This is a genomic window from Reyranella sp. GW821-FHT14A01, assembly GCF_058803965.1.
The window spans coordinates 422920-435340 of sequence record NZ_JBXAPM010000003.1 but is presented as its reverse complement, the minus strand read 5'-3'; the positions used below and the strand labels follow the sequence as shown (position 1 = coordinate 435340).

The following is a 12421-nucleotide window of genomic DNA, read 5'->3' as shown; positions in this document are numbered from 1 at the left end:
TCCAGTGGCGCTCATGCCTTGCCGATCGCTGAAGCTTGAGCGCCACTGGAGTGGCGCGCTCCATTGATAGGCTTCGTCGAAGCTACTCTGCGGCTTTACGTGCACCTTGATTGCGCGCGAGCCATTCGCCCATCGCCTGTTCCATCGTCATGAATACCGCACCGCCTTCGATCAGGCGCTGGATCAGGCGTTCGAGCATCATCATGCGATGGCCGCGGCCGATCACGTGGGGATGGAAGGTGTAGGTGAGGATGCCGAAATCGGGCTGCACCCGGGTCATGTAAGTGAAGTCGTCGACGAAATTGTCGAGGACGTTCGTGGCATTCATCAGGCCCTGCTGCACCGAGCCATTGGGCAGGCGCATGTATTCGAAGTGCGGGAAGTCGTCGAGCGACCAGCTGATCGGCATCTCGAGCAGCGGCGTCTCGCGGCCGCGCACGAAGGGCTTCATCAGCTCGGCGACGTCGCCCTGGCGCGCGAAGTAGCAATCGTAATCATGGCCCATCATCGAGCTGTCGTACTGGATGCCGTGCTTCAGCAAGAGCTCGATCGAATGGGGCGACAGGTCCCAGGCCGGCGAGCGGTAGCCGCGCGCGGTGCGGCCGCTGATGCGCTTGATCGACTCGTTGCCGCGGACGATCTCCTCTTCCTCCTCCTCGCGCGAGAGGGTGACGGGGAGGCGGTGGGTCCAGCCGTGATGCGCCAGCTCGTGCCCGGCCTCGACATAGGGCGCCACGGCCTGCGGCGTGCTGTCGATCGTATGGCCCGGCGTGAAGAAGGTGCCCTTTATGCCGTAGCGTTCCATCAGGGCGACCAGCCGCGGGATGACCACGACGTCGTATTCGCCGCGCGAGATCGCCGTCGGCGAGGTCATGCCGCGGGCGATGAAGCCCGAGAGATGATCGTGGTCGAAGGTCAGGCAGACGATGTGGCGCGGCATGGCGGCGGCTCCGGCGGGGACTGGGCAACGGTCCGGCGGAGCTTAGGCCGGTTTGTCGTGCGCGCCCATCGCCGGATGCTATCCTGACGGCATAGGGAGGACAGCGATGGATGAAGCCGAACGCCTGCGCGAGATGGTCGATGCGGCCAAGCGGATCGTGGCCTTCACGGGAGCGGGGATCTCGACCGAGTCGGGCATCCCGGATTTCCGGTCCCCCGGGGGAATCTGGACCCGCTACAAGCCGATCTACTTCGACGACTTCATGGCCTCCGACGAGATGCGCCGCGAGTCCTGGAACCGCAAGTTCGCCACCGACGAGACCATGCTGAAGGCCGAGCCCAATGCCGGTCACCGTGCGCTCGCCAAGCTGGTGGAGCAGGGACGCATGAGCGCCATCATCACCCAGAATGTCGACGGGCTGCATCAGCGCTCCGGTGTGCCGGACCAGAAGATCATCGAACTGCACGGCAACACGACCTACGCCACCTGCCTCGACTGCGGCCATCGCCACGAGCTGGCGCCGATCCGCAGGGCGTTCCTGGAAAAGGGTACGCTGCCGCTTTGCGAGAAGTGTGACGGTATCGTGAAGACCGCGACGATTTCCTTCGGGCAGGCAATGCCCGAGGTGCCGATGCTGCGGGCACAGGAGGAAACGCTGGCCTGCGATCTGTTCATCGTGCTGGGCAGCTCGCTGGTCGTCTATCCGGCGGCCGGCTTTCCCCAGTTGGCCAGGCGCAACGGCGCCAAGTTCGTGATCCTGAATCGCGAGCCGACGGATCAGGACGCCGATGCCGACCTGGTGATCCACAAGGAGATCGGACCGACCCTGAGCCGGGCCATCGGCGTGAATTGATGGGCGATCATTGCGGCGTCACACGGGACGCGATTTAATCGACCCGGACCAGGGAGGGTCGGATGCGGATCAATCGCAGGACTGCGCTGCTGGGTGGCCTGGGCGCCGCTGTACTGGGCGGCATGCCGGCCCGGGCGCAGGACATCACCTTCTTCCGCATCGGGACCGGCGCCACCGCCGGCACCTATTTCCCGATCGGTGGCCTGATCGCCAACGCCATCTCCAATCCGCCGGGCTCGCGGGCCTGCGCCGACGGCGGCTCGTGCGGCGTGCCGGGACTTGTCGCCACCTCGGTCGCCTCCAACGGCTCGGTCGCCAACGCCAACGGCATCGCCGCCGGCACCCTGCAGTCGGGCTTCGTCCAGTCGGACGTCGCTTACTGGGCCTACAACGCCACCGGCATCTACGAAGGGCGGCCCAAGGCCGAAGGCCTGCGCGCCATCGCCAGCCTCTATCCCGAAAGCTTCCAGCTGGTCGCCCGCAAGGGCTCCGGCATCAAGTCGGTGATGGACCTGAAGGGCAAGCGTCTGTCGCTCGACGAGCCGGGCTCAGGGACGCTGGTCGATGCACGGCTGATCCTGGCGGCCTACGGGCTGACCGAGAAGGACATGAAGGCCGAATACCTGAAGACGCAGCAGGCCGCCGACAAGCTCAAGGACGGTCAGCTCGACGCCTTCTTCAGCGTGAGCGGCTGGCCCAACGGCGCGATCGCCGAACTGGCGGTGACGACGGGTATCGACCTGGTGCCGATCGCTGGACCCGAGGCGGAAGGGCTGGTGAAGACCTACAGTTTCTTCGCCATCGACGAGATTCCGGACGATGCCTACAAGAACACGACGGGCGTGAAGACGGTGAGCGTCAATGCGCTCTGGGCGACCTCGATCAAGCAACCCGAGGCGCTGATCTACGCCATCACGGCGGCGCTGTGGAATCCCAGCACCCGCAAGCTGCTCGATTCGGGCCATTCCAAGGGCAAAGTGATCAGGCTCGAGACGTCGCAGGCGGCCCTGGGCATTCCGCTGCACCCGGGCGCCGAGAAGTTCTACAAGGAAAAGGGCCTGATCAAATAAAAGGCCAATCTGGGGAGAAAAGTAATATGCGTTTGAAGGGCAAGACCTGCGTCGTCACGGCGGCCGGGCAGGGGATCGGCGCGGCCACGGCCCGGGCGTTCGCGCGCGAAGGGGCCAAGGTCTGGGCCACCGACGTCGATGCGGGCAAGCTCACGGCTTTGGAGGGCGTGGACGGCATCACGACACGCAAGCTCGACGTGCTCGACAAGGAAGCCATCGGCCAGCTCGCGGCGGAGACCGGCGCGGTCGACGTGCTGTTCAACTGCGCGGGCTTCGTCCATCACGGCACGGTGCTGGATGCCACCGACGATCAGTGGCAGTTCGCCTTCAACCTGAATGTCCGCAGCATGTTCTGGACGATCCAGTCCTTCCTGCCGGGCATGCTCGGCAAGGGCTCCGGCTCGATCGTCAACATGTCGTCGGCCGCCTCCTCGGTGAAGGGCGCGGCGCTGCGCTTCATCTACGGCACGACCAAGGCCGCCGTCGTCGGCCTCACCAAGTCGGTCGCCGTCGACTATGTCTCCAAGGGCATCCGCTGCAACGCGATCTGCCCGGGGACGGTCCAGACGCCGTCGCTCGACGAGCGCATCTCGTCCCTGGGCGGCGGTGCGGATGCGAAGCAGTTCTTCCTGCAGCGCCAGCCGACCGGCCGGTTCGGCGCCGCCGAGGAGATCGCCTCGCTCGCGACCTACCTCGCCAGCGACGAGTCGGCCTTCACCACCGGCACGGTGAACGTGATCGACGGCGGCTGGAGCGTCTGACGGTGGACATTGCGGCGATCGCGGCGCTGGCGCCGGTCATTCCGGTCCTCACCGTCGAGAGCCGCGAGACGGCCGTGCCGCTTGCCCGGGCGCTGGTGAGGGGCGGCCTCCCGGTGCTGGAGGTCACCTTGCGTACGGAAGCAGCGCTCGACGCCTTGAAGGCGATCGTCGCCGAAGTCCCGGCCGCCATTGTCGGCGCAGGTACCGTGCTCAATGCGGCGCAGCTCGAACAGGTGCAGCGCGCCGGCGCACGCTTCGCCGTGAGCCCCGGTTGCACGGACGAACTCGCCCGGGCGGCAGTGTCATCTGGCATACCGTTCCTGCCGGGCGTGCAGACGGTCTCGGAAGCCATGGTGCTGGCGGACCGGGGATTTCGGCTTCTGAAGTTCTTCCCCGCCAATGCGGCCGGCGGGTTGACGTGGATCAAGGCGGTCGGTGCACCGCTGGCGCATCTACGTTTTTGCCCGACCGGCGGGATCACCGCCGAGACGGCAGCGTCCTATCTCGCGCTCGCGAACGTCGCGTGTGTCGGCGGCTCATGGGTGGCTCCGCGTGGCGCCGTGGCCACAGGTGACTGGCAATCCGTCGAGAGGCTGGCTGCCACGGCTTCGACACTCAAACGCCGCTAGCGAAACGCCGGGAAAGGTGCTTCAAGACAATTCTCAAGGAGTACCGGCTACCCAATGAATAGGTTGTCGATCGCGGCCCTGGCGCTTTCGCTCGTGGTGAGCGGGGCGGCGCGAGCAGATTCCGTGCTCATCCTGAATTCCGAGGAAGCCTCCTACAGCATCCTGAGCCGCAGCACGCGGACCGAAGTGGCGCGCCTGCCGGTCGGCCGGGAGCCGCACCACCTGATCGTCTCGCCCGACGGCAAGGACGTGCTGATCGGCTCGACCGCCACCAACGAGCTGTTGAGCCTCGACATCAAGACCGGCGAGCGCAAGGGCGTCGTCAAGGGTATCCTCGATCCCTACCATCTGGGCTTCAGCCCCGACGGCAAGTGGTTCGTTACGGCCGCCTACCGGCTCGACCATGTCGACATCTACCATGCCGACGGCTTCCGTCTGGCCGGACGCATCTTCATCGACGGCCTGCCGAGCCACATCGCCTTCGATGCGGAGTCCAAGACCGTCTATGTGACCTTGCAGCAGAGCGGGCGGCTCGCCGCTTTCGATCTCGCGACTCAGACGTTGAAGTGGAACGTTCCGGTCGGGAACGCCCCGGCCGGCGTCGTGATGCTGCCGGACGACAAGCGCCTGCTGGTCGCCCTGACCGGCGAGGACAATGTCGTCGTCGTGGACCCCAAGGATGGCGCGGTGAAGAGCAGCCTGCAGACCGGCAAGGGCGCTCACAACTTCTTCCCGAAGGGCGATGGTCGTCACTACTTTCTCAGCAATCGCGTCGAGGGCACGGTCTCCCTGATCGACACCAAGGACGAGCCGAAGGTGGTGGGCAGCGTCCGTGTTCCCGGCGGTCCAGACTGCATGGATATCACGCCCGACGGCAAGGAACTGTGGGTGACCCAGCGGTTCCTGCGTCGCGTTTCCATCGTCGATATCGATCAGATGCGCGTCGTCGGCAGCATTCCGGTCGGAAAGTCCCCGCACGGTGTCTTCATGCTGAAGTCCACGGCGACCGTGACGGCGGGCAGGATGCCGGTCCGCGCGGCGTCGACGGCGGGCGAAATCAAGTAGGCGCCCGGTGCGCGACCTGATCGACCTTTGGGTCGGCGCCCAGGCCTGGCTGTTCGAGACCCTCGTCAGCCCCGTTCTTTTCCATTTCCATCTGATGGCCTGGTACGAGCCGGGCTACAGCGCCGTCGAGTTCATCATGCTGGGCCTCGTCCAGATCACGGTGATCGCCGTGGGCATGCGCTTCTTCGAGCGCCGCTGGCCGCTCGAGAAGCCGGGCAAGGACGACGGGCTGATCATGGTCGACCGCGTCTACACGGTGCTGAACAAGCTCGGCATCATTCCCTTCGCCATCTTCATCCTGACCTATCCGCTGGTGCAGGAGATCGAGCTGACGGTGCGGACCTGGGGCTACATGCCGCCGCGTCTGGAGCGCCTGCTGCCATGGATCGGCGACAACGACCTGCTGTCGTTCCTCGTCTATTTCGTGCTCTACGATTTCGCGGCCTACTGGCTGCACCGCGGACAGCATGTCTTCGGCTGGTGGTGGGCGCTGCACAGCCTGCACCACAGCCAGCGCCGCATGACGGTCTGGACGGACGACCGCAACCATGTGCTCGACGACCTGATCGTCACCCTGGCGCTGGTCCTGTTCTCGCAGTTCGTCGGCGTCCAGCCGGGCGAGTACGTCACGATCCTGATGGTCGGCCGCCTGATCGAGAGCTGGTCGCATGCCAATGTCGACATGTCGTTCGGTTGGCTGGGCGAGCGCCTGCTGGTCGGACCGCGCTTCCACCGTCTGCATCACGCCCTGTCGACGCCGACCGAGCGCCATATCCAGGACCACAACTTCGCGCCGGTCTTCCCGATCTGGGACATCCTGTTCGGCACGGCGATCTACGACGAGAAGCACCGTCCGACCGGCGTCGACGATGCTGCCGCCGACGCTGACAACGGTCGCGGCTGGATCACCCAGCAGGTGACGGTGTTCGGCCGCTTCGTGCGGGCGCTGCTGCCGAAGTTCAGCCGCCGGGCTTCTTCAGCGCGTTGAGGACATCCGACCTGGACGGCATGGGCGTCACCGCGCCGTAGCCGGTGGTCGACAGCGCCGCCGCGACATTGGCGTAGCGCGCCGCCGTCTCGGGATCGTCGCCGGCCAGCAGCCGGGTCAGGAAAGCGCCGTCGAATGTGTCGCCGGCACCCGTGGCATCGACCGCCTCGACCTTGTGCGGCGGAATGCGAACCTGGCGGTCGCGCGTGGCGATCAGCGAACCCTCCGAGCCCATCTTCAGCGCCACCAGCGGCGCCCCGAGGCCGAGATAGTGGGCGGCGACCGCTTCCGGTTTCTGAAGGCCGGTGAGCTGCTGGGAATCGTCGAGGCTGGGCAGGGCGATGTCGCAGCGCGCGATGGTGGCGTCGATCACCTTGCGCGCGAGGTCGAGTTCCCAGAGCCTGAGGCGCAGGTTGGTGTCGTAGGAGACCTTCACGCCGGCCTTCTTCGCGGCGTCGATGGCGGCCTCGCAGGTCGCGCGGGCGCTGTCGCTGATCGCCTGGCCGATCGCCGAGAGGTGGAAGACCTTGGCGCCCGCGATGTAGTCGGCGGCAAGCCACTCGGGCGTCATCAGCGAGGCGGCGGAGTTCTTGCGCAGATAGTCGAACTTGTGGCCGGCGGCGGAGTGGGTGACGAAGCTCACCCCGGTCGGCGCTGTCGGATGGCGCGTGACCCGCGAGGCATCGACACCCTCGCTCTTCCAGAGGTCGAGGAAAGCGTCGCCCATCCAGTCCTGGCCGACACCGGTCAGGTAGCCGGTCGAGGCGCCCTGGCGCGCCGCTGCGATCGCCACGTTCTGCGAATCGCCGCCGAAGCCCTGCAGCCAGGTGCGGCCGTCGCCTTCCTTCGGGCGGTTGAATTCGATCAGGGGTTCGCCGAGGCAGACGATGTCGGGAGAGCTTGTCATGGCAGGAGGATTGTCATGACCCCCAGGGAAGCTCAAGTGGCGGACCTCAAGCGACGCGCTGGACTTCCTGCACGCCTTCTCCCAGGGTTGCCCCAACAAATCTGGAGGAAGTGGATGGCCAAGAAGAGCGGGAATGGCGCCAAGCGCCAACTGCGCAGCCGCGAATGGTTCGATGCCAAGGGCGACCCGACGATGGCGGCGCTCTATCTCGAGCGCTACATGAACTTCGGCCTCACCCTGGCCGAATTGCGCAGTGGCCGGCCGATCATCGGCATCGCCCAGACCGGCAGCGATCTCTCGCCCTGCAACCGCCATCACCTCGACCTCGCGACCCGCGTGCGCGACGGCATCCGCGACGCCGGCGGCATTCCCATCGAGTTTCCGGTCCATCCCATCCAGGAAACCGGCAAGCGCCCCACGGCGGCACTCGACCGTAACCTCGCCTATCTCAGCCTCGTCGAATGCCTGTACGGCTACTTCTTCGACGGCGTCGTGCTGACGACCGGCTGCGACAAGACCACGCCCGCGATGATCATGGGCGCCGCCACCGTCGACATCCCGGCCATCGTGCTCTCCGGCGGCCCGATGCTTGACGGCCACTTCGCCGGCGGCCTTGCGGGCTCGGGCACCATCGTCTGGTACGCGCGCCAGGAGCTGGCCGCGGGCCGCATCGACATGGAGAAGTTCATCGAGATGGTGGCGTCGAGCGCCCCCAGCGTCGGCCATTGCAACACGATGGGCACCGCGCTTTCCATGAACAGCATGGCCGAGGCACTCGGTCTCTCGCTGCCCGGCTGCGCGGCGATCCCCGGTCCATACAAGGAGCGGGGCCAGATGGCCTACGAGACCGGCAAGCGCATCGTCGACATGGTGTGGGAGGACCTGAAGCCCTCCGACATCCTGACGCGAAAGGCCTTCGAGAATGCCATCGTGGCGGCCAGCGCGCTCGGCGCCTCGACCAACTGCCCGCCGCACGTCAACGCCATCGCGCGGCACATCGGCGTGAAGCTGGAGAACAAGGACTGGGACAAGGTCGGCTACGACATCCCGCTGCTGGTGAACTGCATGCCCGCCGGCAAGTATCTCGGCGAGGCCTTCCATCGTGCGGGCGGCGTGCCGACCGTCATGAGGGAGCTCCTGAACAAAAAGAAGATCCACGGCGACGCGCTGACCGTCTCGGGCAAGACCGTGGCGCAGAACCTCCGCCATGCGCTCCCGGCGGACGGCGAGGTCATCAAGACCTACGACAAGCCGATGCTGGGCCAGGCGGGCTTTGCCGTGCTGGGCGGCAACCTGTTCGAATCGGCGATCATGAAGACCTCGGTGATCTCGCCGGAGTTCCGCGAGAAGTATCTCGAGCGCAAGGGCGACCGGGATGCATTCGAAGGCACGGCCATCGTGTTCGAGGGGCCGGAGGACTATCACCACCGCATCAACGACCCCAAGCTGCCGATCGACGAGAACAGCATCCTGGTCATCCGCAATGCCGGCCCCGTCGGCTATCCGGGCGCCGCGGAGGTGGTGAACATGCTGCCGCCGGACCGCTTGGTGAAGGGCGGGGTGCTGCTGCTCCCGTGTATCGGCGACGGCCGCCAGAGCGGTACGTCGGCCAGCCCGTCGATCCTCAATGCCTCGCCGGAAGCCGCCGTGGGTGGCGGGCTTGCGCTGCTGAAGACCGGTGACAAGGTCCGCGTCGACATCGGCAAGCGCACCGCCAACATCATGATCACGGAAAAGGAGCTGGCGAGGCGCAAGAAGGCCTGGAAGCCGAACATCGTGCCCAGTCAGACGCCCTGGCAGGAACTGCAGCGCAAGTTCGTCGGCCAGCTCGCCAGCGGCGCCTGCCTCGATTTCGCGGTGAACTACCAGAAGATCGCCAAGACCAAGGGCGTGCCACGGCACTCCCACTGACGCCCCGGTGGATCAGCGGAAGAGGCGCTGCTCGACCGAAACCGGGAGATCGGCCCGGTTGATGAGGATGATCGCCCAGGGCGAAGTCGGCTGGCCGACGGGGCGGGCAGCGGGCGGTGGGGGCGGAGCCAAAGAGGCGGTGGCGCCGGGCGCGGCGAAGCCCGATGCACCCGGCGGCAGGGCGGAGGGAGCGGCGTTCGCGGCGACCCCGCCTGCGACGGGCCGCGAGCTGACGCCGCGCTGGGCCATCATCGCCTCGGCCGGCATACGCTCCTCGAAGACGACGACGATGCGGTCGCGGCGGCGGGCGGTCGACAGGACATTGACGGCGTAGCCTTCGCCGCTGCGCCGTCCCAAGAAGATGCCGACGGCGTTCATCCGGCCGGCCTCGAACATGTCGGGCGCGGGGGTGCCGACGCGGCTCCACAGGCTGCGCCATTCGGCAATCGTGGTGGCCACCACATGCTCGGGCTGACGGGTGACGGCAGTCGCCCCCTGCCAGTGGCGGGCATCCACGCTCTGCGCGAAGACGGCGGGGACCACCGACAAGCCGGCCATGGCAGTGCCCATGAACAGCATTTGCCGACGGGGCAAACGCTGGATGAGGGAGGTGACCGACTTGCTACTGGATTGCACGATTGGATCTCTCGGGGACCCGATGTTTGATCGTTTTGGGGAGCCTCAAAACACCATGACACTTTGGCTCAATTGAGGCTGAAGCCCAATGGCCACGGCCACTTTACCCCTTTGGCTGCGTGCTTTTTCACAATCGCCCCGACGTGTGGCGCGAATGCCACACGTCGGCAGGGGGCACGCATCTAGTCAGCTGCGCTTGGCCTTGTCGGCCGAGTTGGTCGACTGGATCTGCTCGCGGATGCGAACCCAATCCTCCTCGCTGTAGGCCATCATGTTGGAGAAGGTGCCGTTGCCCATGATGCCCATGGCGCCGTCGATCGCGATGACCTCGCCGTTGATGTACTCGACCTCCTCGCTCATCAGGAAGGCGGCCATGTTGGCGAGCTCGCTGGGGCGGCCGACGCGGCCCATCGGGTTGCGCGTGTTGTAGCGGGTGTCGTTGCCTTCCTGCATCGGGTTGAGCCGGGCCCAGGCGCCCTCGGTCGGGAAGGGGCCTGGTGCGATCGCATTGAGGCGGATGCCATGCCGCGCCCATTCGACGGCGAGGCTCTGGGTCATGACGGCGACGCCGGCTTTCGACATGGCCGAGGGCACGACGAAGGGGCTGCCGGTCCACACCCAGGTTGTGAGAATGCTGAGAACGCTCGCCTTGCGCTTCTCGGCGATCCAGCGCTTGCCGCAGGCATTGGTCATGTAGAACGTGCCGTGCAGCACGATGTTGGCGATCGCGTCGAAGCCGCGCGGACTCAGGTCCTTGGTCTGCGAGATGAAGTTGCCGGCGGCGTTGTTCACCAGGCCGTCAAGCGGTCCCGTCACCCAGATCTGCTCGATCATCTCCTCGACAGCCGTGGCGACCCGAATGTCGACCGTATGGAAATCGACCCGCCGGCCCGGATTCTTTTCCATTACCTGCTTGGCGGTCTCTTCGAGGACGCTGCCGCGCCGGCCACATATCACACAGTCTGCACCAAGCTCGACGAACTTCTCCATCATCATGCGACCGAGGCCGGTGCCGCCGCCGGTGACGAGGAATCGCTTGCCCTTGAACAGGTCGGTTTTGAACATTTGTTGATCCTCCCGCGAATACTCCAGGCAAATCGTCTAACGTGAGGTTGCAATCTCGTACAAGGACTGTTGCTTCCTAGACAAAGCATGGTTACGATTTCTGCATAACAACAACGGGATCGTTGAATGACGACCCATCTGGGAGAGACGAGCGGGGACGTCGGTACTGTTGAGCTGCGTGGTAAAGTAAAGTGGTTCAACGCTGTCAAAGGGTATGGATTCCTAGCCCTCGACATCGACAACAGCGACGCGTTCCTGCATGTGACGACATTGCGCCAAGCCGGGCATGAGGATCTCAAGCCCGGTGCAACCGTAGTGTGCGCCGGTGTCCGCGGCCCGAAGGGCTGGCAGGTCATGAGGGTGATCGACGTCGATTCGTCGACGGCCGTCGCCACGACTGCGAAGCCGCCGCCCATTCCTGACGGCATCGCCTTGGGCGATTACATCAGCGCTTTGGTGAAATGGTACAACAACGAGCGCGGCTACGGCTTCGTGACTCGCGAGACGGCCGAGGGCGACATCTTCGTGCACGCGGCTGTGCTGCGGCGGCACGGCATGGATTCGTTGGCACCGGGTCAGAAGGTGATGATCCGCGTCGCTGAAGGCCAGAAGGGCCTTCAGGTCGTCGAGATCCGCGGCGCCTGACAGCTTCTCCTACTTGATCTCGCGCAGGTAGCTGTCGAGCGGCGGCGCCTGCTTGATCAGGCCACGCTTCACCAGGAATTCCGCGAAGGCGGTGTAGCGTGCGCGGTCGAGCGCGGCCGGATCGGTCGCCAGCAGCGGGACCGTGTCTTTCCAGGCCAGCCGGTTGAGATCGTTGTCGAGATCCTTGCCGTATTTGGAGAAGCTCGCCCATGCCTCGGCCTGATTGGTGGTCAGCCAGGCCGTCGCCTCGGCGAGAGCCGCGAGCAGCTTCTTCGTGCGGGCAACGGCGACCGTCTCGCGCTTGGCCACGATGATCAGTTCCTCATAGGCCGGCACGCCATGTTTCTCGACCAGCCAGAGCCGGCCCTTGGCCTTGTTCAGTTCGAGATCGTTCAGCTCGAAATTGCGGAAGGCGCCGATCACCCCGTCGACCTGCTTGCTCATGAGCGCGGTCGTCAGCGCGAAATTGACGTTCACCAGCGTCACGTCCTTGAGCGTCAAGCCGGCGCTTTCCAGCATCGCCCCCAGCACGGCTTCCTCGACCCCCGACACCGAGAAGCCGATCTTGCGGCCCTTGAAGTCGGCGATGGTCTTCACGGGCGAGTCCTCGAGCGCGACCAGCGAGTTTAGCGGCTGCGCCACCAGCACGCCGACCCGCACCAGCGGCAGACCTTCGGAAGCGAGCATCTGCAGGGTCGGCTGGTAGGAGAGCGCATAGTCGGCCTGGCCGGCCGCGACGAGCTTGGGCGGGGCGTTGGGATCGGCCGGCGCGATCAGCTCGACATCGAGCCCCTGCTTTTCGAACAGGCCGCGCTGCTTGGCGATGATCAGGGCGGCATGGTCGGGATTGACGAACCAGTCGAGCAGGACGCGGACCTTCTCCTGCGCGGCGGCAGGGAGGGCGGCGCAGCACAGTGCCAGCGCGGCGAGCAGTCGGATCATCGTTTTCAT

Annotated in this window: 13 protein-coding genes; 8 read left to right on the top strand and 5 right to left on the bottom strand. The window is 65.7% G+C overall.

Features of this window, described 5'->3' with window-relative positions:
• Positions 1–82: 82 nt before the first annotated feature.
• The gene (locus AC1ROX_RS08785; protein ID WP_493124454.1) at positions 83–940 is read right to left on the bottom strand and encodes a polysaccharide deacetylase family protein; all 858 of its coding nucleotides are present in this window, start codon (positions 938–940) and stop codon (positions 83–85) included.
• A 106-nt stretch (positions 941–1046) separates the two neighbouring features.
• Here AC1ROX_RS08785 and AC1ROX_RS08780 point away from each other — a divergent pair, with 106 nt between their 5' ends.
• From AC1ROX_RS08780 to AC1ROX_RS08755, 6 genes are all read left to right on the top strand, one after another.
• Positions 1047–1793, top strand: coding sequence for an SIR2 family NAD-dependent protein deacylase (locus AC1ROX_RS08780; protein WP_493124452.1), 747 nt, complete (start codon positions 1047–1049; stop codon positions 1791–1793).
• A gap of 62 nt (positions 1794–1855) precedes the next feature.
• The gene (locus AC1ROX_RS08775) at positions 1856–2863 is read left to right on the top strand and encodes a TAXI family TRAP transporter solute-binding subunit (protein WP_493124450.1); all 1008 of its coding nucleotides are present in this window, start codon (positions 1856–1858) and stop codon (positions 2861–2863) included.
• Positions 2864–2889: 26 nt separating this feature from the next.
• Positions 2890–3624, top strand: a complete 735-nt coding sequence (locus tag AC1ROX_RS08770) for an SDR family oxidoreductase (RefSeq protein ID WP_493124448.1) — start codon at positions 2890–2892, stop codon at positions 3622–3624.
• Positions 3621–4253 (top strand): bifunctional 4-hydroxy-2-oxoglutarate aldolase/2-dehydro-3-deoxy-phosphogluconate aldolase, encoded by a 633-nt coding sequence (gene eda, locus AC1ROX_RS08765; protein WP_493124529.1) that lies wholly within the window; start codon positions 3621–3623, stop codon positions 4251–4253. The genes AC1ROX_RS08770 and eda overlap by 4 nt, the downstream gene beginning before the upstream one ends.
• A 54-nt stretch (positions 4254–4307) precedes the next feature.
• Positions 4308–5318, top strand: coding sequence for a YncE family protein (locus tag AC1ROX_RS08760; RefSeq protein WP_493124446.1), 1011 nt, complete (start codon positions 4308–4310; stop codon positions 5316–5318).
• A gap of 7 nt (positions 5319–5325) precedes the next feature.
• A complete protein-coding gene (locus AC1ROX_RS08755; protein WP_493124444.1) occupies positions 5326–6306 on the top strand; it encodes a sterol desaturase family protein in 981 nt (326 codons plus the stop codon).
• Here the strand turns inward: AC1ROX_RS08755 and AC1ROX_RS08750 are convergent.
• Positions 6278–7213: a sugar kinase gene (locus AC1ROX_RS08750; protein ID WP_493124442.1), complete on the bottom strand. Its 936-nt coding sequence runs from the start codon at positions 7211–7213 to the stop codon at positions 6278–6280. The two genes, AC1ROX_RS08755 and AC1ROX_RS08750, sit on opposite strands and share 29 nt — an antisense overlap.
• A 114-nt stretch (positions 7214–7327) precedes the next feature.
• Here AC1ROX_RS08750 and AC1ROX_RS08745 point away from each other — a divergent pair, with 114 nt between their 5' ends.
• Positions 7328–9124, top strand: a complete 1797-nt coding sequence (locus AC1ROX_RS08745) for an IlvD/Edd family dehydratase (protein ID WP_493124440.1) — start codon at positions 7328–7330, stop codon at positions 9122–9124.
• Positions 9125–9136: 12 nt separating this feature from the next.
• On the opposite strand, the gene AC1ROX_RS08740 is transcribed toward AC1ROX_RS08745, so the two are convergent.
• Both AC1ROX_RS08740 and AC1ROX_RS08735 read right to left on the bottom strand, forming a co-directional pair.
• A complete protein-coding gene (locus AC1ROX_RS08740; RefSeq protein WP_493124438.1) occupies positions 9137–9718 on the bottom strand; it encodes a hypothetical protein in 582 nt (193 codons plus the stop codon).
• A gap of 228 nt (positions 9719–9946) precedes the next feature.
• Positions 9947–10825, bottom strand: a complete 879-nt coding sequence (locus tag AC1ROX_RS08735) for an SDR family oxidoreductase (RefSeq protein ID WP_493124436.1) — start codon at positions 10823–10825, stop codon at positions 9947–9949.
• Between the two features lie 126 nt (positions 10826–10951).
• Between AC1ROX_RS08735 and AC1ROX_RS08730 the strand changes: the two genes are divergently transcribed.
• Entirely contained in the window at positions 10952–11470 is a 519-nt protein-coding gene (locus AC1ROX_RS08730; protein ID WP_493124434.1) for a cold-shock protein, read from the top strand.
• 9 nt (positions 11471–11479) lie between these two features.
• Here the strand turns inward: AC1ROX_RS08730 and AC1ROX_RS08725 are convergent, their stop codons facing one another.
• On the bottom strand, positions 11480–12421 hold the full coding sequence (locus AC1ROX_RS08725; protein WP_493124432.1) for an ABC transporter substrate-binding protein: 942 nt from the start codon (positions 12419–12421) through the stop codon (positions 11480–11482).